Source organism: Rhodovulum sp. HP10 (assembly GCF_047553435.1).
In the GTDB taxonomy this organism is placed as follows: domain Bacteria; phylum Pseudomonadota; class Alphaproteobacteria; order Rhodobacterales; family Rhodobacteraceae; genus Rhodovulum.
This window is the reverse complement of record NZ_CP180201.1, coordinates 2,762,915-2,786,169: the sequence shown is the minus strand read 5'-3', so window position 1 is coordinate 2,786,169 and position 23,255 is coordinate 2,762,915. Positions and strand designations below refer to the sequence as shown.

Genomic DNA, 23,255 nt, shown 5'->3' with positions numbered 1-23,255 from the left:
CCACTGGGGCCACGGTCCCATTCCAACTCGCTGATGAGCCGCTTCCGTTTCATGTGCCTTCCTCCTTCGTCGTCCAGTCGAAGGCGGAAAATTCAGGTTCGTAATCGCCCGGTTTCCTGGGGGGTAGGTCTCTGCAACCAAATCAATTGGGTCAGACCCTACTCCATCGTGAAACTTTGAAACGGCGGTCAATTACGGACATCGGTCCGGCATTTTTTCCAATAATTGAAACAGATGCACCACCGCAGCAACCGCCTCCTTGTCCGTAAAATGAATACAATCATGATTCGCCTTGATTGAAAATTTTGGTTGATGTAGCGTAAATAAAAATTGGAATCTATAGCCTTCCCTCAGCATGTCTCTGAGGACGCTATGCCCACGAATTCAAATAAAATTATTAATCGCCTGGAGGGAAATATGCTAAGCAGATTGCTCCCCGACCGCGACGCGCCCAATATTCCAAATATCTTTCTGCCTGTAGAGAGTGCCGGAATTGAAAATCTTGATGAATTGTTCGATTCCAGGCATTTTTCCCGACACGCATCACAGGCTGTTGATCAGTTGACAATGCATTTGCGGGACCGGTCAACTCGCGGCTTGGCCTTGACCGACCCGGCAGGTATCCGCGCCGCGGCAACCCGCCTGACCCGTGGCGGGCAGACGACCGACATCACGGAACATGACCGTAAATTGGCGGAAATCGTCGAGCTTTATCTGCGGACCGGCATCCAGGTCTACTCGCCCGGCTACATGGGGCGGCAATTCTCCGGACCGTTCCCGGTGACCGCGGTGGTCGACATGGTCAGTGCAATTGCCACGCAGCCTGCCTCGTTTTACGAAGCAGGGGCTTTGCCCTGCGTCGTCGAGCGTGTCATGGGCGAGGAACTCAACAGTTTCCTGGGCTTTCCGAGCGATCGCTTCACGATGTTCACCACGTCGGGGGGGTCGCTTGCAAACCTCACCGCACTTCTCGCCGCGCGTGGTCGCCGCTATCCCCAGGCTTGGGGCGAAGGACTGGGCGGAACCGACCGTCGTCCGGCGATAGCCGTAAGTGGCGATGTTCATTACAGCATTACCCGCGCCGCCGGAATACTGGGGATCGGCGAAAATCAACTGGTGCGGCTTCCGCTCGACCCTGCGCGGCGGATCGCCCCTACCGGTGCGAGAGAGGCGCTGGACGCAGCTGCAGCACGCGGGCTCGATGTCTTTTGCATTGTCGCCAATGCCGGCTCCACCTCGTTCGGCGCGATCGATCCCCTGGATGAGCTGGCAGACATCGCCGCGGAACGCGGGATCTGGCTGCATGTCGACGGGTCTCACGGTGGCAGCTTGATCGTGTCGGACCGGCTGCGGCCGCGTTTGGCCGGGCTGAGTCGCGCGGATTCCCTGACACTGGACGCTCACAAGACGATGTTCGTGCCGGCGGCCTGCACGCTTTTGTTCTACCGCGACCGGGACCAGGCGACGGCAGCCTTTCGGCAGGAGGCGAGCTACGTTTTCGAAAAGACTGCAGACGTTTATTCCGAATACGACTCTGCCGAACGGAATTTCGAATGCACCAAGCGGCCAATGATCATGTCGCTGTGGGTCCTCTGGGCGATGTATGGCCGCGCGCCCATTGCCGAAAAACTCGAAGTGCTTTGCGACATGACCCGCAGGGCGCATGGGATCTTGGCGGACGCCCCGGATTTTGTCCCCCTGCATTTTCCTGATACCAACATTCTGTGCTTTCGTTATGTGCCGGAGGAGCAGCTCGACCCAAAGGCCCTGGGCGCGTTGCAGACCGAAATTCGGGCACGCGTCCGGGAGCGCGGCCGCTTCTTCATTTCCAAGGTCGATATCGACGGCATGCCCGCCTTGAGGCTGGTTCTTATGAACCACCGTATTACCGCCGATCACATCCGGCAAATGCTGGACGAGGTCCGCACGGTTGCCCTGACCATCAGGGAAGAATTTCCGCAACCCGAGGAGATACGACCTTGAGCACCGACACCGCACTCCGCCCGGTCGCCGATGCAAATACCATCGCCGGGCTTATCGCCGCTGATGAGTTGCGCCCCGGCAACCCGGCAGCCATTAGCGGCCTCGAAACGTTCCTGTCGAAAATCCGCCGGGCCGAGCAGCTGGCCGGACGGCGCTTTGCCGAGTTCTCTCCCGAATTGCAGGATGCTTTGATCCTGCGCCGGTTGCAGCAGATGATCGGGACCCTGCAGGGCAATCCGAGCTGGGCGACGAGACTGGCAGCGGCCGGGATCACCGGCACGGTGCGGGATTTCGACCATTGGCAGTCGGTTCCTCTCGCCGACAAGACGGTGATGCGGGACTTATACATGGGAGAGCGCCGGGGGCTGGCCGTGCCACTGTCATTCGGCGGTTTCGAGATCGTCGCCAGCGGCGGCACCAGCAGCGGCCAACCGGTCGAGACCGTCTATTCGCTGCGCGAATTGCAGGATACCTACGAATTCGCCGGCGAGTTCATGGGCCGCTACCAGCTTGCGCCGTTTTTCGACGAGGACGCGCCCAAATGGGTCATGACGACTCTGGCCGACTACAATCTGTGGAGCAGCGGCACCATGGTGGGCGGGGTGCTCCAGAGGATCCCCGGCACCAACTACCTGGGGATCGGCCCGGTCACCAAGGATGTCTTCGGACATCTGATGCGTTACGTCGGCCCGAAAGCCTTCATGAGCATCACCGCCAGCGTCGCGGCATTGCCCGAACTGGGCGCGGAGCTGTCCGAGGACGCGCGCCGCTCGCTGCGGGTTGCGCTCTATGGCAGCGGCGTTCTGAACGCCCGCCACCGCGACGAGTTGAAGGCGGCCTATCCGAATGTCAGCATATTGAGCTATTTTGCGGCCACTCAGGCCGAAACCATCGCCCTGCAGCTTGATCCGGCGTCGCCCTGGCTGGCGACGGTGCCGGGGCTGCATCTGGTGGAAATCGTCGATCCTGACGGGCGCTGGGTGAAGGAAGGCGAAGAGGGCGAGCTGGTCGTGACCCGTCTTCATGCCCATGAAACGCCGCTGCCGCGCCTGCTGATCGGCGATCGGGTGATCCGGCGACCGGGCTTGACGGGAGCCGGACTGAACACGATGCAGTTCGAATATGTCGGCCGCAGCGGCGACGTCATCCATCTGGGCGACACACAGTTTTCCGCCAAGCGCGTGCTGGACGGGCTGGGTCACGGCCTGGCCGCCATCGGGATCGACCTGAACCGTGCCGCGCAGGACGTGCAGTTCGTCAACGATCGTCCAAACCGGCGGCTTACGCTGCTTGTGGCCGTCGATGAGCCCGAGGCCGTCAACCGGCAGCTCGGTCTGATCGGTCCCCATGGCACCTATCAGATGTTCGGCGATGCGTTGATCCGCTCGCTGTCCCTGTTCAATCAAGGCGAGGCGAACTTCCACTATCTCGCCAAGACGGGCTACCGCCTCGAATTGCGCTTCGTGCCGCCGGGGGCTCCGGACATCACCCGTACCGCAGTCGGCAAGACGCCGCTGCTTTGCGACAAGCAACAGTGAGGAAGGACGCATGCAGCCGGTCAATATCCTGATGACGGTGGACTCGATCACCGCCCTGTCGCTCGGCACCCTGACGGGCAACCTCTACCTGACGGACGACGCCTGGTGCAGCCAGGGCAAAGGGACGGAAGCCCTGAAAACCGCCTGCCGACGCGGCCAGACAGTGAATTGGCGGGTGCTCGCGGTGGACGTCCAGAGCCCGGCGGTCATCGCCGACATCCGGTTTCTTGATGAGGCGGCAACGCTGGAGAACAGCATCGGTACGCCCGCCGATACGGCAATCGATCCGGACACGTCGCGTTATATACGCCCGTTCTGGCAGACCTGGAGCGGCATCATTCCCTGCAACCTTCAGCCCGGTCTGTATCACTACCACCTCGCCTTTCAGATCGGCGCCGGACCGAAGTCGGTCATGTTCACCACCAGCCCGGCGCTTCAGCTGACGGCCTGACAGGGAGAAAACCATGGGGCAACAACTTGGGATCCTCGTAATAGTCGACATTGCCGCGGCAATCGAGGCCAACGATCTGCGTGGGCATCTATGGCTGGTGGATAACGGGCGCTGGGCCGGTTCGACCGGGGAAGGAACCGGCAATCTTGCCACGGCTCTGGATGTCACCGACGCGGCGCTGGCGGGCGCTCCCATCCTCAACTGGCTTCAGGTGGGTGTCGGCTCGATTCCGGTGACGGTCTCACAGACTTTCTTCCTGCATGATGAGGATCGGAAAGCATTGGCGCAAACGCCGCTATTGGCAAAGCATGGCGGCCGGTTCCCGCTGCGGCTCCGCAACATTCTGGGCGAAGAAATCAATATCAGGAAGTCGCCTCGCGAGATGGCAGCGTCGACAGAGTCGACCCGCGCGCTGCCCCATGCCGGTCAGGGTTTCCTCGAACCCGGCCGGGCGCGCTTCCGGAAGACCCGCAAGAGCCGTGTCACCAGAACCGACGATCAGGATCTGATCCACTATCCCGCTCCCGTCATCGCGCGGATCGACGGCGAGGCGGTCGAGAAGAAGGTGATATTCCCGGCGCAATATGGCTCGCCGCAGCTGTTCTCCGACGGACTTTACTGGAGCGCCTCGGTCAACCCGACAATGCTGGGGGTGTATTGCTACACCATGTGGATAACCCTCTATTATGCGCGTCGCGACAAGGATGGTGAGGTCACCGATCATTCGGTCACCCTGCCCCACGATGCCTGGATCAGCGTGTCCACCGGTGCCATCCGCAGCGGATTTTCGAATTCCACTCTCGATATCATCCCGGCATGAGCCGGCGGCGCGAAGGAGAATGCCATGAGCGAAGTGGACAGCGCGACCGCGCGATCCGGACCGGATGCCGATACGAAGCGGGTCATTACCGTTATGGGGCTGCTCGACGTGGTCGGCGCTCTCTCGGAGGACGCCCTGGACAGCGACCTCTACCTGTTCGACAACAACGGGGCCGCGGGCTCGAGCGGACATGGGACGTCATGTCTGAAGACATGCGCCGATGCGGAGGATCTGGTGGTGTGGGAGGTCATGCCATTGGAATGCGAAGCCTTCGCACGGATCGACGACGTTCTGATCGATGAACAATACGCCCCCTATATCGACCTGGAAAGCGGCGTCTATGCCCCCACCAGTGTGGTGTATTGGGCCGCGCGCATCCTCAAGCCGTTGCCCCCCGAGGGGGTTCCCTACCGGCTGGCATTCCGGGTGGGAAGCCACCCCGAGCCGCTGATCGCCGAAGCCAGCTCCTTCCTCGTCAGTCCGCCGGCCGAGCGGGCCGAGCTGGCGCCCGAGCCCGGGACGGAAATCGCCGACGCGGCCCCCGACGCAAAGCCCGCGCCAGCTCCCAAAGCTTCCGCGCCGAAGAAACCGTCTGCGACATCGGAGGCCGACGACGGCGACAGCTCGAAAGGAGCCAGGAAATGAACAGGGGCAACTCGCTCAGAACGAATTCGCGACCGCGGCAAATCGTACGCAACTCGCTCCAGGTGAATGTGATCGCCATCGTTGATGTGGCGCGCGCAATTTACAGCGAGACGCTCGACGATGCCGTGATCTTCGTCGATAACAGCGTGACCCCGGAAGGAAAACCCAGCCCCGGTCGCGGAACCACCGCCCTGAAGACGCAATGTCTTGAGGGGATAGTGATCAACTGGATCGTCTATCCCGTCGGTCCCTATGGCGTGCCGGCGCCAGTTTCGATCGCCGATATCACCTTCGATGAGCCGATCTGCCTCAAGCTGCAAAGCTACGGGGCGATTGTGACGGCGCATTCTCCCGATGTCATTCCGGGCGTGACCCCGAGCTATGACTATTGGGCCGGCATGGTCCGGCCCGAGGTCGAGCCGAATACCTACGGCTATCGCATCGAGTTTCAAATCGGTGCTCAGCGCATGGGGATCTCGACCCCCGCAGTGACAATTTCGACCATTCCGGCACCAGAGAAGGCGTCGGGTGAGCGTGGAAAGGCGCAATACATTCTGGGCTAGCCGATCCTTATTCGTTTTCCGATGCCGCTCCGGCACCCGCTTCGGCCGGAGGCACCTAGATGGAGGGATATGATGATGAGCAAGGCACTAATCCTGGTCGACGTGCAGAACGAATACTTCGCCGATGGCAAATTACCGCTTCCGGACATGAACGAAGCGCTGACGCATATCGAGGCGCTCCTGACGTGTTTCCGTTCGAGCCGGCTGCCGATATTCCATATTCAGCATTTCGGGTTAACCGAAGGCGGGCCATTCAGTCTCGGCTCGCCAGGTGCCGAACTGCATGACCGGGTGAAGCCCCGGCTGGGGATACAGCCGCCAGAAATCATCATTCCGAAATATTACACCAACGGCTTTCGCATGACCTGGCTGGCCGCGGCGCTTCAGGGCTCCGGGGTGACCGAAGTGGTGGTGGCCGGGGCGATGGTGCAAAACTGCATCGACGCAACGGTACGCGCCGCCGATGACTTCGGCTTCAAGGTCACGGTCGCCAGTGACGCCTGCGCTGCGGCGCCCGTCACCCTCAAGGACGGGCAGATCATCGAGGCCGCGACGGCACATGATGTCGTCCTCGCAGCCCTGAGCAATGTCTCAGATGTGCGACCGACGACAGAGGTGATCGCGCAGATCGAGCAAGAGCGCCAATATGCCGCCGATCATGTCCCATGGGGAGGTTGACCCGACGCCCAGTTCTCATTCGGCCAGACCTGGGCCTATTCCGTTGAAAAACCCGCCTTGCCTGAAGGGCTGACCGCTGATTCAATCTGGTTGCGGCAGCTTGAGGTGAGCGGCGATGATGGGGGTCCGGCAGGAAGCGCAAGGCGCTCTGTTCTACGAGTTCTCGATCGAAGCGCACGTTCCGCCCGACCACATGCTCCGACCGGTTGACCAGTTTGTCGATCTGGCCCGCACCTGGCGCCATTCTACAGTTCCACCGGACGGCCATCGGTCGATCCGGAACTGATGATCCGTATGCTGCTGGTCGGCTACAGTTCGGCATGGTGCCGCCATCGGTCCGAGGCCCATGCCGGACGGCCTCCGGTCCGAGCGCCGCCTCTGCGAGGAGGTACATCTCAACCTCGCCTACCGCTGGTTCTGTCGCCTCGACCTGACCGTCCCGGTGCCGGATCACTCGACCTTCTTCAAGGACCGTCATGGCCGCTTCCGTGACAGCGACCTGTTGCGCCATCTGTGCGAGACCGTGGTGGCGCGTACCGTTGCGTCGCGGAGGGCCTGGCCGGCGGTCAGCGCCTCGCCGCGGATGCCAGTATCATCGCGGCCGACGCGAACCGGCAGAACTCGACGCCGAAGTCAGACTGGCAGCCGGGCAGCATCGACCCTGAAGAGGCGCCCCGGGCTGTCAGGGAATACCTGGAAACGCTCGATGACGCCGCCTTCGGTGCAGCGAGCCCGGTCGAGCCGAAGTTCACCTCGCATTCCGATCCGGCTTCGCAATGGACCGGGGCTCGGGGAGGTCCGGCCTACTTTGCCTATTCCACCAACTACCTGATCGACACCGACAACGGCGTGATCCTCGATGTGGAGGCCACCCGGTCGATCCGCCAGGCCGAGGTTGGGTCGGTGCGGACCATGATCGACCGGGTGAACGATACCTTCGACATCGCACCGGAACGGCTGATCGCAGACGCTCTCGGCGGTGGCGAGAGCGTTGAAGCGGTTGATGAATGAGCCATGTCGCGCCATTGGTCCGAGCGACAATGGCGAATGACGCGGATGTGGATTTCGGCGGTTTGGCGGTCTGGGTCTCTCGCGGCGATGCGCTCTCCGAAGGACTTGAGGCCGAGCCGGTTCAGCGCCACCGGTTCGAGCGAACCGGCGAGGGCATCTTTGCCTCGGCGCGACTTCGAGCGTGGTATCCTGTCCACCGCTTCCAGAGCGCCCTGCCATAGTGACGCGTGGCGCGCAGGGTTTCGTTGCGGGGCGAGCCGATGATCGCCATTGGTCCGAAGGCAGAGGCGAGCGCGGCAGGGCAGTCCTCTTTCCATGGCCGGCCGTTTCTTCGGACCGGGATGATCGCCGTGGCGCCGCGCACGACAATGGCGCTGTGACAGCGTCGAGCCGTCCGCGGTCACGGTGCCGATGTCCTCGTCCTGAGGGATCCGGTCGGGCAAGTCCGGCAGGACGGGACTGTCGCCTTCCCGGCCGGGTGTGACCTCGACGGCGCGGATGTCCGACGTGGCGGCATCCATGGCCAGATGCACCTTGCGCCATTGGCGGCGGCCCTGAACGCCATGCTTGCGGGCCTGCCATCGCGGTGGCGCCTATCTGGAACGAACCGTGCGAAGAGGGGACCCCGGCCGGGGCGGACCCGGGAGGTGGCATCACTCGCGATTTCCAGGAGGCGCGGGAGAGCGAGGCCGAGGACTGGATCATCGAGGCCCGCACGCTGGTTGCTGCCGTCAAGCGGGAGGGCTTGGTCGATGGCTGAACCACAGCGCCCCTACACCCCCCGACATGCTGGCGGAGCGATGGTTTACACGCGCTACTCGCCGAACCACCTGCGCCGCGCAGCCGATGTTCTGGACTTCACGAAGCTCCGCAAGGTTCACGGAACCTAGGCACACTTCGCAAAATCAACGCAAACCACTGGAAAGATGGTGGGTGATAAGAGATTCGAACTCCTGACATCTTCGATGTGAACGAAGCGCTCTACCACTGAGCTAATCACCCGTGGCGCGCTTGTTATCCGGACACGCCGGGCTTTGCAAGAGGGTCGGGGGAATTGCCCGCAGCTTTTTCCGGGCGCCTTGCAGGGCGCTGCCTCCCATCGACGGGCGCTCCGCCCGAAACGAAAAAGACGCGCCCGCAAGGGCGCGTCCCGGGTCACATGGCCGATGCCGGGCGGGACCGCGTCAATGCGCGACCTGCCCCGCGGTTTCGCCCCCCGAAGCCTTGGCGGCCGCCGCAGCGGCAGCCTCCTCGGCGGCCTCGTCCCATTCGATGGGCTCGGGCGCGCGCACCAGAGCGTGCTTCAGCACTTCGCGGACATGGGCGACGGGGATGATCGTCAGCCCCTCCTTCACATTGTCGGGGATCTCGCGCAGGTCCTTCTCGTTCTCTTCGGGAATGAGCACCGTCTTGATCCCGCCCCGGAGTGCGGCCAGCAGTTTCTCCTTGAGCCCGCCGATGGCCAGCACATTGCCACGCAGCGTCACCTCGCCGGTCATCGCGATATCCTTGCGGACCGGGATCTGGGTCAGCACCGAGACGATGGAGGTCACCATCGCCACCCCGGCCGAGGGACCGTCCTTGGGCGTCGCGCCCTCGGGGACGTGGACGTGGATGTCGATCTTGTCGAAGCGCGGCGGCTTGAAGCCGATCTCGGGCGCGATAGAGCGGACATAGCTCGAGGCGGCGTCGATCGATTCCTTCATCACGTCGCCCAGCTTGCCGGTGGTCTTCATCCGGCCCTTGCCGGGCAGCTTGAGCGCCTCGATGGACAGAAGATCGCCCCCGACCGAGGTCCAGGCCAGCCCGGTCACGACGCCGATCTGGTCTTCCTTCTCGGCCAGACCGTAGCGGAACTTCTTGACGCCCAGATAGTCTTCGAGGACGTCCGGCGTGATGGTGACCGTCTCGGTCTCCTTCTTGATCAGCTTGGTCACGGCCTTCCGGCCCAGCTTGGCGATCTCGCGCTCGAGGTTCCGCACCCCCGCCTCGCGGGTATAACGGCGGATGATCTCGGTCAGCGCCTCGGGCGTCAGCGCGAATTCCTTCGGCTTCAGCCCGTGGTTCTTCATCTGCTTGGGCACGAGGTGACGTTCGGCGATCTCGCGTTTCTCGTCCTCGGTATAGCCCGCGAGGCTGATGATCTCCATCCGGTCCAGAAGCGGGCCCGGCATGTTGTAGCTGTTGGCCGTGGTCAGAAACATCACGTTCGAGAGGTCATATTCGACCTCGAGATAGTGATCGACGAAGGTCGCATTCTGTTCCGGATCCAGCACCTCGAGCATGGCCGAGGCCGGATCGCCCCGGAAATCCTGCCCCATCTTGTCGATCTCGTCGAGCAGGATCAGCGGGTTGGTGGTCTTGGCCTTCTTCATCGCCTGGATGATCTTGCCGGGCATCGAGCCGATATAGGTCCGGCGGTGACCGCGGATCTCGGATTCGTCGCGCACGCCGCCAAGGCTGATGCGGATGAATTCGCGCCCCGTGGCCCGCGCCACCGACTTGCCCAGAGAGGTCTTGCCGACGCCGGGCGGACCCACGAGGCAGAGGATCGGGCCCTTGAGCTTCTGGCTGCGCTGCTGCACCGCCAGATATTCGACGATCCGCTCCTTGACCTTCTCAAGGCCGTAATGGTCGTTGTCCAGCACCTTCTCGGCCGCGCCAAGGTTCTTCTTGACCCGCGATTTGACGCCCCAGGGCAGCGTCAGGATCCAGTCGAGATAGTTGCGCACCACCGTCGCCTCGGCCGACATCGGCGACATCGACTTCAGCTTCTTGACCTCGGCCGCGACCTTCTCGGAGGCCTCCTTCGACAGCTTGGTGCCCGCGATCCGCTCTTCGAGCTCGGCAATCTCGTTCTGGCCCTCGTCGCCATCGCCAAGCTCGCGCTGGATCGCCTTCATCTGTTCGTTGAGGTAATATTCGCGCTGGGTCCGCTCCATCTGCGACTTGACGCGGGTCTTGATCTTCTTCTCGACCTGCAGGACCGACATCTCGCCCTGCATCAGGCCATAGACCTTCTCAAGCCGCTGGGCCACGACCAGCGTTTCCAGCAGGTCCTGCTTCTGGGCGACCTCGACGCCCAGATGGCCTGCCACCAGATCGGCGAGCCTGGCCGGTTCGCGGGTATCCGCCACCGCCGAAAGCGCCTCTTCGGGGATGTTCTTCTTGACCTTGGCATAGCGCTCGAACTCGGTGCCGACCGAACGCAAGAGCGCCTCGACCACTTCCTCGTCGCCCAGTTCCTCGGCCAACGGCGCGCAGCTCGCCTCGAAGAAGGAGGGGTTGTCGATATAGTCGGTGATCCGGACCCGGGTCTTGCCCTCGACCAGCACCTTGACGGTGCCGTCGGGAAGTTTCAGCAATTGCAGCACATTGGCCAGCACGCCGGTCGGGTAGATGCCCTCGGTCGCAGGCTCGTCCATCGCCGGGTCGATCTGCGCGGAAAGCAGGATCTGCTTGTCGTCCTGCATCACCTCCTCGAGGGCGCGAACGGACTTCTCGCGGCCGACGAAAAGCGGCACGATCATGTGCGGGAAGACCACGATGTCGCGCAGCGGCAGGACGGGATAGGAGGGGCTCAGATGCTCGGGCATGGGGTATCCTTGTTTCGCTGGACGGCTACCGGCCCCGATCATCGGCAGCGCTCGGCCGTCCCCGGTATGGTCACTTTATTTGGGGCATTTCCTGACCGATTCAACATGCCGGCCTTCAACCGGCGCCCAGAATGCCCGGCCCGCGCGCCGCGCGCAAGCGTGCAGACAGGCCGGGGCAAGGCAAAACCGGGCCAGGGTAAACAGGGACCCGTGCAGCCCCACGATCAGAGCGGTTCGATATCGCCCTCGGCGCGCACCGCATGGAACCCTGCCTGCCAGTCCGAGAACCGGCCCGCAGCGATGGCCGCACGCATCTCTGCCATCAACTCCTGGAAATAATGCAGGTTGTGCCAGGTCAGGAGCATCGACGAGATGATCTCCTGCGCCCGGAACACATGGTGCAGATAGGCGCGCGAATAATTGCGGCAGGCCGGGCAGGAACAGGCCTCGTCCAGCGGGCGCGGATCGTCGGCATGGCGGGCGTTCTTGATGTTGACGACGCCGCGCCGGGTGAAGACCTGCCCGGTCCGCCCCGAGCGCGAGGGCAGCACGCAATCCATCATGTCGACACCGCGCGCGACCGCGCCGACGATGTCGTCGGGCTTGCCCACGCCCATCAGATAGCGCGGCCGGTCCTCGGGCAGGAAGTCCGTGGCATAGTCGAGCACGCCGAACATCGCCTCCTGACCCTCGCCCACGGCAAGCCCGCCAAGCGCATAGCCGTCGAAGCCGATCGCGGTCAGCGCCGCGGCCGATTCCTCGCGCAGCTCGCGGGTGACGCCGCCCTGCATGATCCCGAACAGCGCATGGCCCGGGCGCTCGCCGAAGGCCTGTTTCGAGCGTTCGGCCCAGCGCATCGACAGCCGCATCGCGCGCGCGACCTCGGCCTCCGAGGCGGGCAGCGCCGGGCATTCGTCGAAGCACATCACGATATCCGAGCCCAGCAGGCGCTGGATCTCCATGCTGCGCTCGGGGCTCAGCACATGGGTCGAACCGTCGATATGCGACTTGAAGCGCACCCCCTCCTCCGACATCTTCCGGAGCCCGGCTAGGCTCATGACCTGGAAGCCGCCGGAATCGGTGAGGATGGGCTTGTCCCAGTGCATGAAGCCGTGCAACCCTCCGAGACGGGCCACCCGCTCGGCCCCGGGCCGCAGCATCAGGTGATAGGTATTGCCCAGAAGGATGTCGGCGCCGGTCGCGGCCACGCTTTCGGGCAGCATCGCCTTGACCGTGGCGGCAGTGCCCACCGGCATGAAGGCGGGGGTGCGGATCGTGCCGCGCGGGGTCGAGATCGCGCCGCTGCGCGCGGCCCCGTCAGTGGCATGAAGAGTGAAACCGAATGTCGTCATGGGCGTTGCCATAGCAGCCCGGCGCGGCCAAGGACAGAGGCTCCGGCGCGCCACCCGATACGGAAATCACCGGCCCCGGGACGTTCGACCGCTTGTGCCCCCGGGGCGGGCTTCGATAACAGGGGCCGACGATTCCAGCCTCCCCGCAGGACGGGGGGCCGGTCGCCCCACCACCGCACAGGACGATCCGCATGACCGAGCACACAGACCCCGCGCTGCCGGGCTTTCGCCTTGGCTGGGAGGAATGGGTTTCGCTGCCCGATCTCGGGCTGCCCGCAATGAAGGCCAAGGTCGATACCGGCGCCAAGACCTCGGCGCTGCATGCCTTCGACATCGAGCCCTTCGGCCCCGCCTCGCGGCCCAAGGTCCGCTTTGCCGTGCATCCGATCCCCGGGCGCGAGGATCTGTCGATCCCCTGCTCGGCCGCCATCGTCGACCGCCGCGAGGTGACCTCGTCGAACGGCGATTCCGAATGGCGCTATGTCATCGCCGCCGAGATCGTGGTGGGCGGACGGCGCTGGCCGATCGACCTGACCCTGACCCACAGGGGCGGCATGGCCTACCGCATGCTGCTGGGCCGGCAGGCTCTGGGCGAGGACGTGATCGTCAGCCCGGGCGACAGCTTCTGCCAGCCGGTCCTGTCCTATGACGTCTATCACAGCCAGCGGGTGCGCGAGGTGGCGCCCGCGCGGGTGCTCAGGATCGCCGTGCTCAGCCGCGAGCCGCACAACTACTCGACCGCGCGGCTGGTATCCGAGGGCGAGGCGCGCGGCCATGTGGTCGAGGTGATCGATACCGCGCGCTGCTACATGGCGCTCGATGCGCTGGCGCCCGACGTGCATTACGACGGCACCCGCCTGCCCCGCTATGACGCGATCATCCCGCGGATCGGCGCCTCGGTCACCGCCTATGGTACCGCCGTGATCCGCCAGTTCGAGACCATCGGCACCTATTGCGTCAACGGCTCGGAAGGCATCACGGCAAGCCGCGACAAGCTGCATGCCCATCAGATCCTCGCCCGTCACCGGATCGGCATGCCCACGACCGCCTTTGCCGCCTCGCCCAAGGATACCGGCAACCTGATCTCGTTGGTGGGCGGCGCGCCGCTGATCGTCAAGCTGCTGGAATCGACGCAGGGAAAGGGCGTGGTGCTGGCCGAGACCAACAACGCGGCCTCATCGGTGATCTCGGCCTTTCGCGGGCTCAAGGCCTCGTTTCTGGTGCAGCGCTTCATCAAGGAGGCGGCCGGCGAGGATATCCGCTGCCTCGTCGTCGGCTCGAAGGTCGTGGCGGCGATGAAGCGGACCGGGGCCGAGGGCGATTTCCGCTCGAACCTGCATCAGGGCGGCCATGCGGTCACGGTGAAGATCACCCCGCAGGAACGCGAGACCGCGGTGCGCGCGGCCCGCGCCTTCAAGCTCAACCTCGCCGGGGTCGACCTGCTGCGCGCCCATGACGGGCCCAGGGTGCTCGAGGTCAATTCCTCGCCCGGGCTCGAGGGGATCGAGAAATCCTCGGGCAAGAACATCGTCGGGCTGCTTTACGACGAGATCGAGAAGCGGGTGCGCCCGCTGCCGGTGCCAAAGGGGCGCCGCCGGCGCTAGGCCCGCCCGGGCCCCGATCAGAGTTAGGCCAGAATTCGGTCCGCGTCCGCTCAGCGTTCGGTCAGTTTCAGCTCGATCCGGCGGTTCTGGGCGCGGGCCTCGGGGCTCTTGCCCGGGGCGACGGGCTGATACTGCCCGAAACCCGCCGCCGCCAGCCGGTCGGGCGGGAAGCCCAGATCGTCGATCATGTAGCGCACCACCGAGAGCGCACGGGCCTGGCTCAGCTCCCAGTTATCGGCGAAATCGGCACCCCGGATCAGCGGCACGTCGTCGGTATGGCCATCGACGCGCAGGATCCAGTCGATATCGGGCGGGATCTCGTCCGCGACCCCGCGCAGGATCGCCACCACATTGGAGATCTGCGCGGCGCCATCGGTCGAGAGATCGGCCTTGCCGGTCTCGAACAGCACCTCGGAGGAAAAGACGAAGCGGTCGCCGACGACCCGCACGCCCTCGCGCCCGGCCAGCAAGGCCCTCATCCGCCCGAAGAATTCGGAGCGGTAGCCTTCCAGCGTCTTCTTCTCGGCCGCAAGCCGCGCGGCCTCTTCCTCGGCCTTGCGCCGCGCCGCCTCTTCCAGCTTCGCGCGTTCGCGCTGTTCCGAGGCCACCCGCGCCAGCGCCGCATTCAGCTTGCTGCCCAGCGTCTCGATCTGCACCCGCGCGGCCGCGTCACGCTCCTGGGCATCGTCCAGCAGTCCCTGCAGCTCGCCCAGCTGACCACGCAACGCCGCCATCTGCCGGTTCAGAAGCGCCACCTTGCGCTGGCTCTCGGCCGATTTCGCCTCTTCCTGCCCGAGCGTCTCGTTCGCCACCGCCAGCAGCGCCGCGCGCCGGTCGGCCTCGGACAATGCCTCCCCGGCCTCGGTCTCGGCCTTCTCGCGCGCCTTGTCGGCCGCCGCCAGCAGGGTCAGCGTCTCCTCGGCCCGCTGCCGCGCCTGTTCCAGCGCCAGGCTCATCGCACTCAGCTCGTCCTCGGAACCCGCGAGCTTGTCGCGCAGCGCGGCCGCGGCCGCCGCCTCGGCCAGACGATCCTTCTCGGCCTGCGACAGCGCCGCCTCCACGCGCTCGACCTGGCCCTGCAGCGCCGCACGCGCGGTCTCGGTCTCGGCGTTCCGGGCCCGCAGATCGGCCACCAGCGCCTCCAGCGCCTCGCGCCGGGCCGCGGCCAGCCGGGCGGCCTCGGTCCGGGCATCGACCTCCTGGCGGGTCGCGGCCAGCGCCGCCTCCAGCCGGTCGCGGGTGCCCTCGAGCTCGGCCACGTCGCCTTCAAGGGCCTCGCCGCGCGCCTGCGCCGCGTCGCGCTCGGTCACAAGCCGGGCCAGGCGGTCCTCGATATCGCCGATCCGGGTCTTGGCCGCCGCCAGATCCGCCTGGCGCGTCGAAAGCCGGTCGGTAAGGGACGCGATCAGCGCCGCCTGCGCCTCGGCATCCGACCGCGCCGTCGTCAGCGCCGCGTCCAGCTCGCCCACCTGCTCTTGCAGACCCGAGGCGCGGCGGCGCTCCATGCCCAGCGCATCGGCCAGGGCCGACAGCTCGGCATTCAGCTCGGTCAGCTCGCTTTCCTGCCCGGTGATGGTCTCGCGCAGCATCTCCTGCACCAGCATGAAGATCGACAGCACGAACATCAGGACAAGCAGCAGCGCCGTCATCGCATCGACGAAACCCGGCCAGATCATGGCCTGGAACCGTCCGCCGCTGCGCCGCGTCAGGGCCATCTCAGCCCCACCGCTCGCCCTCGGGCGCAAGCCGCGACAACGCCCGGCCCAGCGCCGCCAGATCGCCCCGAAGATCGGTCACGGTTTCCTGACGCCCGGCGGAAATCTCCTCGAGGATCCGCAGAAGCTGCACGTCGATCGAGCGCAGCCGCATCCGCGCCTCGGCATCGGCCAGCGCGCCCTCCTCGCCCATCCGCGCCTCGATGGCGGCGGTGGCGCGGGCCTGCCCCTCGGCCACCCGCGACAGTGCGTCCGTCACCGCGCGGGTATCGTCAAGCTGGCGCTCCATCGCCGCGCCCAGCGTGTTGACCGCCTCGACCAGCGTGCCGACCCGGCTTTCCAGCGCCACGCGCTCGCCCTCGGATTCGGCAAAGAGCGTATGCAGCCCCTCCATCTGATCGGCCAGCCGGTCGAGCGTGGCGGCAAGCAGCCCGACCTCGGCACCGCCGCCCTCGCCCTCGCCCTCGCCGGTCGAGAAGCCGAGCCGGGTGATCGAGGACAGCCATTCCTCGAGCTCCTGATAGAAGCGGTTCTGGCCATGCCCGGCGAAGAGCTCGAGCAGCCCCACCACCAGCGAGCCCGCCAACCCCAGAAGCGACGAGGCGAAGGCCGTGCCCATGCCGCCAAGCTGGCTTTCGAGCCCGACCATAAGCCGCCCGAACACCTCGACCCCGCCCTCGCCATCGCGCGGCGCGAGCGAACGGATGGTGTCCACCACCGCGGGCACCACCGTCGCCAGCCCGTAGAAGGTGCCGAGAAGCCCCAGAAAGATCAGCAGGCTGGACAGATAGCGGGTGATGTCGCGCTGTTCCTCGATCCGGGTCGCGACGGAATCGAGGATGGTGCGGGCCGAGGCGGTGTTGATCTGCATCCGCTTGTCGCTGCGCTTGCGCAGCAATGCCGCGAGCGGCGCCAGAAGCTTAGGTGCCCGGGTCAGGCCATGGCCCGGAACACCGCCCGCGAAATCCTCGATCCAGCGCACCGAGGCCCCCAGCTGGACCACCTGCAGAAAGCAGGTCGCGACACCGATCAGAAAGACGACGACGATGGCCCCGTTCAGATAGGGGCTGGCCAGAAAGACCGGCGCCACCTGCGGATAGGCCAGATAGGCCCCGACTGCGAAAAACAGGCAGGCACTCGTCATCAGGACGGCCTGCCGCCTCGGTCGGGAAAACTGCGGCTCTGCCTCGCGAGGGGTCTTGTCCATGGGATTGGGTTCTGGCCCGGTCATTTTCTGGGCAGAGACTAGGCCAAGCGGGGTCATCCCACAACAATCAATCCGGTTTCAGCGCTCTGACCCTGTCGGCGAGCCAGTCGAGATCGGGGTCGGACAGGCCCATCCCGGCCAGATGCGCCACGGTGTTGAACAGGTATTCGTCATTCGGCCCCATCCCGCCCCGGGCCCGGGCGATGATCTGCGCCTGCTCCTCGAGCGGCAGCCCGCCGCAATACTGCACATGATCGGGGTCGATCACATAGGCCAGCGCCCGCAGCCTGCCGCCTTCGGCCGGAACCAGATCGAGCTCGACCTCGAAATAGGCGGCCGAGATCAGTTCGCGTTCGCGCAGCGCCGCCAGCGTCCCGGCCTCGGTCCCCGGCGCGGCGCGCAGCGCCACCCCCTGGCAACTGCTCCCGGGCGCGGCATCGAGCGCCAGCACCAGCCCCGGCTCGGTCTCGCTGCCGCGATGGTGGATCGAGCGCATGCAGAAGCTGCGATGCCAGCCGTCGAGCCGGGCCAGCCGCCGCTCGGCCACCTCGAAGCCCGGCTTCCACAGAAGCGATCCATAGCCGAAAACCCACAAGCCGTCCTGCATCATCTGGTCCTTTCCCGTTCCCCCCTGTTACCCTCATCGGGGCATGGGACGAAAGGGGGCCCGCGATGCGGTTTTTGCTGTCTCTGGCGCTGCTGGCCGCGCTGGCCTGGTCGGGCTACTGGGCGCTGGCCGCGCGCGGGATCGAGCGCGGGCTGGCGGGCTGGCTCGACAGCCGCCGTGCCGAGGGCTGGGCCGCCGATGCGGGCCGGATCGCCGTGACCGGTTTTCCCACCCGTTTCGATACCCGCCTTGCCCCGCTGGAGCTCGCCGATCCGGATAGCGGGCTGGCCTGGTCTATGCCGGAATTCGGCTTTTCCGCGCAGAGCCACCGCCCGCAGCGCCTCATCGCGCACTGGCCCGAGACCCAGCAGATCGCCACCCCGTTCGAGCGGATCGCGGTCACCGCCGAGGCGATGACCGGCGCCCTTGCCTTCCGGCCGGGACTGACCTTCGAGCTGGCCTCGGCGACATTTTCGGTGGGCGCCTTCGGGATGGTCTCGGATGCCGGCTGGCGGGCCTCGATGGATGGCGCCGGGTTCTCGATGGCCGCGGTCGAGGACCGGCCCGGGGCCCAGCATCTGCGGTTTTCGGCCAGCGGGATGCGCCCGCCCGCAGGGCTGGTCGCGACGCTCGACCCGGCAGGCCTTCTGCCGCCGGTCTTCCAGCGGGTCTCGGTCGAGGCGGTGGCGGTCTTCGACGCGCCCTGGGACCGGCGCGCGCTCGAAGAGCGGCGGCCGCAGCTCCGGCGGGTCGAGATCGGGCGGCTCGACGCGCAATGGGGCGATCTGGCGCTGCAGGCGGCAGGCAGCTTCGATGTCGATGCCGAGGGCCAGCCCTCGGGCAGCCTCACGCTCCGCGCCACCAACTGGCGCGAGATGATCGCCATCGCCCGCAACTCGGGCCAGCTGCCCGCGGCACTTGCCGACCGGCTCGAGGACGCGCTGGGTCTGCTGGCCGGGCTTTCGGGACGCCCCGACATGCTGGACGTGCCGCTGCGCTTTGCGCTGGGGCAGACATGGCTCGGCCCGGTGCCGCTGGGGCCCGCGCCGAATTTCAGGCTGCGCTAGAGGCCCTGCCCCGGGCCGGGCCCAAAATGCCCGGCGCAAACAGGCTCAGCGGCAATAGGCGCCGCTGCGATAGCGCGCCGTGTCGACATGGATATGGTCCTGATGGAACCGGTCCGCGCCCGGCCCCAGAACGGTGCCGAAGGGCCCGCAGGCGGCGTGGTGGATCTGTTTCAGCACCCCGCCCTGAGACGGGTCCTTCCAGCCGTCAAGCACGCTCAGCGATCTGCCATTGCGCAGCGTCACCGCGCCGATATCGACCGCATGGCCCCGACCGTGCTCGGAGATCTTCGCGCCCTTCTGGTTGTTGCGCGGGCGGCAGACGTAATGGGCGAAGACCCTCAGCGACGCGACCCCGCCGCCCAGCCGGCCCACCGCAGGCTTGATGCCGTTACTGACCCAGGACCTCAGCGCCCGTGCGGTTTCGCAATCGACGGTGACGGGCTGGCTCAGCGCAACGCCGTCGACCGCACGCACCCGCACCGGCCGGTCGACCCCGCAGCCCGCGATCCGGCCCGCGATCGGGGCGATCATCTCGCCCGCGATCGCCGGGTCGCCGCAGACCGCGCCCCGGCGGGGCGTCAGAACCCCGGAGGGCTGGCTGCGCGGGCCCGCGGACGCAAGCGTGACCAGCCGACCGGAGGGGCGCGGCGCGGGCCGCAGCGAACGCTCGAGGCCGGAACCTGTCGCCTGCGCAAAAACGCCCGGGGAGGTCTGTCCCAGCCTGGCAAAGATCTCTCCGGGACGGGCATTCGGCCTTGTCGGCACGGCCTCAACCGGAAGCACGACCCGAACAGCCGCCGCGCGCGGCTTGGGGCGCGGGACACTATCGGAACTGACAGCACTCCCCGCTCCGGCGATCAGAACCAGCGCAAGAGCGAGGCCGGGCCACCGCATCAGGTCCGGGTCCTGGCACCGCGGCCGAAATCGGGGGCTTCGGTATCCTGGCCTGCCTCGATGATGCCACGGCGAATGGCGCGGGTCCGGGTGAAGTAATCGAAAAGCTCCTCGCCCTGCCCGGTCCGGATCGCCCGCTGAAGCGCGAACAACTCTTCGGTGAAGCGGCCGAGGATTTCCAGCGTCGCTTCCTTGTTGGTCAGGAACACGTCGCGCCACATGGTCGGGTCAGAGGCCGCGATCCGGGTGAAGTCGCGAAAGCCCGCGGCCGAATACTTGATGACCTCGCTGTCGGTCACCCGGCGCAGGTCGTCGGCGACGCCGACCATGGTATAGGCGATGAGGTGCGGCACATGCGAGGTCACCGCCAGCACCAGATCGTGGTGGTCGGGATCCATCTCCTCGACATTGGCGCCCATGCCTTCCCAGAGCTGCCGGAGGCGCCCAGTCGCGGCCGGATCGGTGCCCGGCACCGGTACGATCAGGCTCCAGCGGTTATCGAAGAGCTCGGCAAAGCCCGAGCGCGGCCCCGAATGCTCGGTCCCGGCCAGCGGGTGGGCGGGGATGAAATGAACGCCCTCGGGCACATGCGGCGCAACCGTCTCGATCACCGCCCGCTTGACCGAGCCGACATCGGTGACTGTGGCGCCCGGCGCCAGATGCGGGCCGATCTCGGCCGCGACCGCGCCCATCGCCCCGACCGGCACCGCCAGCACCACCAGATCGGCGCCCTCCGCGGCCTCGGCTGCGGTCTCGACCACATGGTCGACCAGCCCGATATCAGCCGCGACGGCGCGAGTCTCGGCCGAACGCGCGGTGCCGACGATCTCGCCCGCGAGCCCCGCCCGGCGCATCGCCAGCGACATCGAGCCCGCGATCAGGCCCAGCCCGATCAGCGCAACCCGGTCGTAGAGCGGGCTGGTCACCGCGCCCCCTCTTTGAAGGCCCGCACCGCATGGGCCACCCGGCGGCAGGCGGCCTCGTCGCCGACGGTGATGCGCAACGCATGGGGCAGCTTGTAGCCGCCGACACGGCGCACGATCAGCCCCTGCGACTTGAGATAGGCATCGCAGGCCTCGGCCTCGGCGGCATCGGCAAAGCGCGGCAGCACAAAATTGGTAAAGGTCGGATCGGTCGGCACACCAGCCTCTGTCAGCGCCTCGGCCAGCCAGGCCGCGAGCCGCGTATTCTCGGCCCGACAGCGGGTCACGAAGGCCTGGTCGCGCACCGCCGCCTCGCCGGCCTCGAGCTGGGCCTGACCGAGGTTGAAGGGGCTCCGGACCCGGTTCAGCACGCCGATCACCTCGGGGGCGGCATAGGCCCAGCCGACCCGCAACCCGCCGAGACCATAGATCTTCGAGAAGGTCCGGGTCATCACCACGTTATGGTGGCGATCGACCAGGGCGCGGCCGCCATCGAAGCCCTCGACATATTCGGCATAGGCCGCGTCGAGCACGAGGACCACGCTTTCGGGCAGGTTTTCGGCCAGCCGCCGGGTCTCGGCCTCGGGGATCATGGTGCCGGTGGGGTTGCCGGGATTGGCCAGAAACACGATCCGGGTCCGCTCGGTGACCCCGGCAAGGATCGCGTCGACATCGACGGTACGCTCGACCTCGTCGACCTCGACCGGGGTCGCCCCCGCCGCCAGCGCCGAGATCCGGTACATGGCAAAGCCGTGCCGGGTATGGATCACCTCGTCGCCGGGACCGGCATAGGCCTGGCAGAGAAAGGCGATGATCTCGTCCGAACCGACGCCGCAGATCACCCGCTCGGGGTCGAGATCGTGCGTTTCGCCGATGGCGGCGCGCAGCTCGGCATGGTCGGTCGAGGGATAGCGATGCAGGCTGTGCACGCAGCGCGAGAAGGCCGCCCTGGTCTTCTCGGACGCACCGAAGGGGTTCTCGTTCGACGAGAGCTTGACGACGTCGGTCATCCCCTCGATCTTCGACTGCCCGCCCTGGTAGAGGGCGATTTCAAGAATTCCGGGTTGGGGGGGGATCTTGGTCATGGCGGTGTCTCCTTGGCGCGCATCCCTAGCCGACGGCAAAGGCCAAAGCCAGTCCCAAATACCCCCGGCCCGGCACCGTCGGGCCGGCACGGCCGCGGCGCGCTCAGCTCTTCCTGGCGCGGGCCGAGAGCCAGTCCATCGCCGCCAGCAGCACGCCCGACAGCACGAAGACCATGTGAATCAGAACCAGCCAGAAAAGCTCGGTATTGCCATAGACCGCATCGGCCTTGGCCTGCCCGATCTCCATGAAGCGCTTGAGCAGGTGGATCCCCGAAATCGCCACGATCGAGGCGATCAGCTTCATCTTGAGACCCGAGAAATCGACCGTGCCCATCCAGTCGGGACGGTCGCTGTGATCGCCGATATCGAGCTTCGAGACGAAGTTCTCGTAGCCCGAGAACAGCACGATCAGAAGCAGGTTGGCCGCCAGCGTGAGATCAATCAGCGTCAGCACCGCCAGGATCGCGGTCTCGCTCGACATCGTCAGCACCTGCGGCGCGTAATAGGCGATCTCGCGCAGGAACACGACGACCAGCATCGCCAGCGACACCACGAGCCCCAGATACATCGGTGCCATCAGCCAGCGCGAGGCGAAGAGGCCGCGCTCGAAGACCTGTTCGGCAGTGGGTTTGTCGGCCATGATCGCGCCTCCCGCAAAGCACCCCGTCGCGCGGCCCATAGCGCGCCGCCCGGATTCGGACAAGCCGCAGCGCCCCCTCGCCCCCGGCACCGGACCGCGCCCCGGTGCCGCAGGCGCCGGAAGGGCCGGGCGGAACGCAAAGGACCCGCCCTGCGCGTGGCAGGACGGGTCCGAAGCTCGGGATAGGGCGCGGAACCTTAGTTCTGCGCGTAGAATTCGATGACGAGGTTCGGTTCCATGATGACCGGGTAGGGCACGTCGCCGAGACCCGGAATGCGCACGAAGGTGGCGGTCATCTTGGAATGGTCGGCCTCGATGTAATCGGGTACGTCACGTTCGGACAGCTGCACCGCTTCGAGAAGCACGGCCAGTTGCTTGGACTTCTCGCGGACCTCGATCACGTCGCCTTCCTTGACCCGGTAGGACGGGATGTTGACGCGCTGGCCGTTCACGGTGACATGGCCGTGGTTCACGAACTGACGGGCGGCGAAGATGGTCGGCACGAACTTGGCGCGGTAGACCACGGTGTCGAGGCGGCGTTCCAGCAGGCCGACCAGCAGCTCGCCGGTATCGCCGCGCTGACGCTCGGCCTCGGCGAAGATGCGGCGGAACTGTTTCTCGGTCATGTCGCCATAGTAGCCTTTCAGCTTCTGCTTGGCGCGCAGCTGGATACCGAAGTCGGACAGCTTGCCCTTGCGGCGCTGACCGTGCTGGCCGGGGCCGTATTCGCGGCGGTTGACCGGGGACTTGGCACGGCCCCAGATGTTTTCGCCCATACGGCGGTCGATCTTGTACTTGGCAGACGTGCGTTTGGTCACGGCTGATCTCCTTCAAAAGGGCGCCGCCCTTGGGCGGCAATGAAGGGCGTTGTCCTCT

The 23,255-nt window shown here is 66.0% G+C and carries 19 protein-coding genes, 1 tRNA gene and 2 pseudogenes; 10 read left to right on the top strand and 12 right to left on the bottom strand.

Annotation, left to right across the window (positions count from 1 at the left end; all coding sequences use genetic code 11):
• The first annotated feature begins 372 nt into the window (after window positions 1-372).
• From ACK8CO_RS13175 to ACK8CO_RS13140, 8 genes and pseudogenes are all read left to right on the top strand, one after another.
• Window positions 373-1,983 carry a pyridoxal phosphate-dependent decarboxylase family protein gene (locus tag ACK8CO_RS13175; RefSeq protein WP_414896907.1) on the top strand — a complete coding sequence of 537 codons (1,611 nt, stop codon included), beginning with the start codon at window positions 373-375 and terminating at the stop codon, window positions 1,981-1,983.
• Window positions 1,980-3,521 (top strand): hypothetical protein, encoded by a 1,542-nt coding sequence (locus ACK8CO_RS13170; protein ID WP_414896906.1) that lies wholly within the window; start codon window positions 1,980-1,982, stop codon window positions 3,519-3,521. The genes ACK8CO_RS13175 and ACK8CO_RS13170 overlap by 4 nt, the downstream gene beginning before the upstream one ends.
• A gap of 10 nt (window positions 3,522-3,531) precedes the next feature.
• The gene (locus ACK8CO_RS13165) at window positions 3,532-3,972 is read left to right on the top strand and encodes a hypothetical protein (protein WP_080617435.1); all 441 of its coding nucleotides are present in this window, start codon (window positions 3,532-3,534) and stop codon (window positions 3,970-3,972) included.
• A gap of 13 nt (window positions 3,973-3,985) precedes the next feature.
• A complete protein-coding gene (locus tag ACK8CO_RS13160) occupies window positions 3,986-4,792 on the top strand; it encodes a hypothetical protein (RefSeq protein WP_414896905.1) in 807 nt (268 codons plus the stop codon).
• 24 nt (window positions 4,793-4,816) lie between these two features.
• Window positions 4,817-5,437 carry a hypothetical protein gene (locus ACK8CO_RS13155; RefSeq protein ID WP_414896904.1) on the top strand — a complete coding sequence of 207 codons (621 nt, stop codon included), beginning with the start codon at window positions 4,817-4,819 and terminating at the stop codon, window positions 5,435-5,437.
• Window positions 5,434-6,000 carry a hypothetical protein gene (locus ACK8CO_RS13150; protein ID WP_414896903.1) on the top strand — a complete coding sequence of 189 codons (567 nt, stop codon included), beginning with the start codon at window positions 5,434-5,436 and terminating at the stop codon, window positions 5,998-6,000. The genes ACK8CO_RS13155 and ACK8CO_RS13150 overlap by 4 nt, the downstream gene beginning before the upstream one ends.
• Window positions 6,001-6,075: 75 nt before the next feature.
• Entirely contained in the window at window positions 6,076-6,678 is a 603-nt protein-coding gene (locus ACK8CO_RS13145) for a cysteine hydrolase family protein (RefSeq protein WP_414896902.1), read from the top strand.
• 115 nt (window positions 6,679-6,793) lie between these two features.
• A pseudogene (locus ACK8CO_RS13140) lies at window positions 6,794-7,659 on the top strand (transposase); the annotation flags it as partial.
• Here the strand turns inward: ACK8CO_RS13140 and ACK8CO_RS13135 are convergent.
• From ACK8CO_RS13135 to tgt, 4 genes and pseudogenes are all read right to left on the bottom strand, one after another.
• Window positions 7,645-8,270: pseudogene (locus ACK8CO_RS13135) on the bottom strand (IS5 family transposase); the annotation flags it as partial. The pseudogenes ACK8CO_RS13140 and ACK8CO_RS13135 overlap by 15 nt on opposite strands.
• A gap of 346 nt (window positions 8,271-8,616) precedes the next feature.
• Window positions 8,617-8,691, bottom strand: a tRNA-Val gene (locus tag ACK8CO_RS13130).
• 182 nt (window positions 8,692-8,873) lie between these two features.
• The gene (lon, locus tag ACK8CO_RS13125; RefSeq protein WP_414896901.1) at window positions 8,874-11,285 is read right to left on the bottom strand and encodes an endopeptidase La; all 2,412 of its coding nucleotides are present in this window, start codon (window positions 11,283-11,285) and stop codon (window positions 8,874-8,876) included.
• Between the two features lie 224 nt (window positions 11,286-11,509).
• Complete coding sequence (tgt, locus tag ACK8CO_RS13120; protein ID WP_414896900.1) at window positions 11,510-12,637, bottom strand: tRNA guanosine(34) transglycosylase Tgt; 1,128 nt, start codon at window positions 12,635-12,637, stop codon at window positions 11,510-11,512.
• Between the two features lie 191 nt (window positions 12,638-12,828).
• On the opposite strand from tgt, the gene rimK reads away from it, so the two are divergent.
• Window positions 12,829-14,241 (top strand): 30S ribosomal protein S6--L-glutamate ligase, encoded by a 1,413-nt coding sequence (gene rimK / locus ACK8CO_RS13115; RefSeq protein WP_080617442.1) that lies wholly within the window; start codon window positions 12,829-12,831, stop codon window positions 14,239-14,241.
• A gap of 50 nt (window positions 14,242-14,291) precedes the next feature.
• On the opposite strand, the gene ACK8CO_RS13110 is transcribed toward rimK, so the two are convergent.
• The 3 genes from ACK8CO_RS13110 to ACK8CO_RS13100 all read right to left on the bottom strand — a co-directional run bounded on the left by ACK8CO_RS13110 (window position 14,292) and on the right by ACK8CO_RS13100 (window position 17,770).
• On the bottom strand, window positions 14,292-15,956 hold the full coding sequence (locus ACK8CO_RS13110) for a peptidoglycan -binding protein (protein WP_414896899.1): 1,665 nt from the start codon (window positions 15,954-15,956) through the stop codon (window positions 14,292-14,294).
• 1 nt (window position 15,957) lies between these two features.
• Window positions 15,958-17,163: a biopolymer transporter ExbB gene (locus ACK8CO_RS13105; protein WP_414896898.1), complete on the bottom strand. Its 1,206-nt coding sequence runs from the start codon at window positions 17,161-17,163 to the stop codon at window positions 15,958-15,960.
• Window positions 17,164-17,230: 67 nt separating this feature from the next.
• On the bottom strand, window positions 17,231-17,770 hold the full coding sequence (locus ACK8CO_RS13100; RefSeq protein ID WP_414896897.1) for a gamma-glutamylcyclotransferase: 540 nt from the start codon (window positions 17,768-17,770) through the stop codon (window positions 17,231-17,233).
• A gap of 65 nt (window positions 17,771-17,835) precedes the next feature.
• Here ACK8CO_RS13100 and ACK8CO_RS13095 point away from each other — a divergent pair, with 65 nt between their 5' ends.
• On the top strand, window positions 17,836-18,837 hold the full coding sequence (locus tag ACK8CO_RS13095; RefSeq protein ID WP_414896896.1) for a DUF2125 domain-containing protein: 1,002 nt from the start codon (window positions 17,836-17,838) through the stop codon (window positions 18,835-18,837).
• Between the two features lie 45 nt (window positions 18,838-18,882).
• Here the strand turns inward: ACK8CO_RS13095 and ACK8CO_RS13090 are convergent, their stop codons facing one another.
• The 5 genes from ACK8CO_RS13090 to rpsD all read right to left on the bottom strand — a co-directional run bounded on the left by ACK8CO_RS13090 (window position 18,883) and on the right by rpsD (window position 23,197).
• The gene (locus ACK8CO_RS13090) at window positions 18,883-19,602 is read right to left on the bottom strand and encodes an extensin family protein (RefSeq protein ID WP_414896895.1); all 720 of its coding nucleotides are present in this window, start codon (window positions 19,600-19,602) and stop codon (window positions 18,883-18,885) included.
• A 128-nt stretch (window positions 19,603-19,730) separates the two neighbouring features.
• A complete protein-coding gene (locus ACK8CO_RS13085) occupies window positions 19,731-20,657 on the bottom strand; it encodes a prephenate/arogenate dehydrogenase family protein (protein ID WP_080617448.1) in 927 nt (308 codons plus the stop codon).
• Window positions 20,654-21,739, bottom strand: coding sequence for a histidinol-phosphate transaminase (hisC, locus tag ACK8CO_RS13080; protein ID WP_414896894.1), 1,086 nt, complete (start codon window positions 21,737-21,739; stop codon window positions 20,654-20,656). The genes ACK8CO_RS13085 and hisC overlap by 4 nt, the downstream gene beginning before the upstream one ends.
• Before the next feature lie 103 nt (window positions 21,740-21,842).
• The gene (locus tag ACK8CO_RS13075) at window positions 21,843-22,379 is read right to left on the bottom strand and encodes a TIGR00645 family protein (RefSeq protein WP_080617450.1); all 537 of its coding nucleotides are present in this window, start codon (window positions 22,377-22,379) and stop codon (window positions 21,843-21,845) included.
• 197 nt (window positions 22,380-22,576) lie between these two features.
• The gene (gene rpsD / locus ACK8CO_RS13070; RefSeq protein WP_080617451.1) at window positions 22,577-23,197 is read right to left on the bottom strand and encodes a 30S ribosomal protein S4; all 621 of its coding nucleotides are present in this window, start codon (window positions 23,195-23,197) and stop codon (window positions 22,577-22,579) included.
• Between the last annotated feature and the right edge of the window lie 58 nt (window positions 23,198-23,255).

What these genes read in the sequence shown, in the direction of transcription:
- ACK8CO_RS13175 (WP_414896907.1), top strand. Translation starts at nt 373, where the DNA reads ATGCCCACGAATTCAAATAAAATTATTAATCGCCTGGAGGGAAATATG.
- ACK8CO_RS13165 (WP_080617435.1), top strand. Translation starts at nt 3,532, where the DNA reads ATGCAGCCGGTCAATATCCTGATGACGGTGGACTCGATCACCGCCCTG.
- ACK8CO_RS13160 (WP_414896905.1), top strand. Translation starts at nt 3,986, where the DNA reads ATGGGGCAACAACTTGGGATCCTCGTAATAGTCGACATTGCCGCGGCA.
- ACK8CO_RS13155 (WP_414896904.1), top strand. Translation starts at nt 4,817, where the DNA reads ATGAGCGAAGTGGACAGCGCGACCGCGCGATCCGGACCGGATGCCGAT.
- ACK8CO_RS13150 (WP_414896903.1), top strand. Translation starts at nt 5,434, where the DNA reads ATGAACAGGGGCAACTCGCTCAGAACGAATTCGCGACCGCGGCAAATC.
- ACK8CO_RS13145 (WP_414896902.1), top strand. Translation starts at nt 6,076, where the DNA reads ATGAGCAAGGCACTAATCCTGGTCGACGTGCAGAACGAATACTTCGCC.
- lon (WP_414896901.1), bottom strand. Translation starts at nt 11,285, where the DNA reads ATGCCCGAGCATCTGAGCCCCTCCTATCCCGTCCTGCCGCTGCGCGAC.
- tgt (WP_414896900.1), bottom strand. Translation starts at nt 12,637, where the DNA reads ATGACGACATTCGGTTTCACTCTTCATGCCACTGACGGGGCCGCGCGC.
- rimK (WP_080617442.1), top strand. Translation starts at nt 12,829, where the DNA reads ATGACCGAGCACACAGACCCCGCGCTGCCGGGCTTTCGCCTTGGCTGG.
- ACK8CO_RS13110 (WP_414896899.1), bottom strand. Translation starts at nt 15,956, where the DNA reads ATGGCCCTGACGCGGCGCAGCGGCGGACGGTTCCAGGCCATGATCTGG.
- ACK8CO_RS13105 (WP_414896898.1), bottom strand. Translation starts at nt 17,163, where the DNA reads ATGGACAAGACCCCTCGCGAGGCAGAGCCGCAGTTTTCCCGACCGAGG.
- ACK8CO_RS13100 (WP_414896897.1), bottom strand. Translation starts at nt 17,770, where the DNA reads ATGCAGGACGGCTTGTGGGTTTTCGGCTATGGATCGCTTCTGTGGAAG.
- ACK8CO_RS13095 (WP_414896896.1), top strand. Translation starts at nt 17,836, where the DNA reads ATGCGGTTTTTGCTGTCTCTGGCGCTGCTGGCCGCGCTGGCCTGGTCG.
- hisC (WP_414896894.1), bottom strand. Translation starts at nt 21,739, where the DNA reads ATGACCAAGATCCCCCCCCAACCCGGAATTCTTGAAATCGCCCTCTAC.
- ACK8CO_RS13075 (WP_080617450.1), bottom strand. Translation starts at nt 22,379, where the DNA reads ATGGCCGACAAACCCACTGCCGAACAGGTCTTCGAGCGCGGCCTCTTC.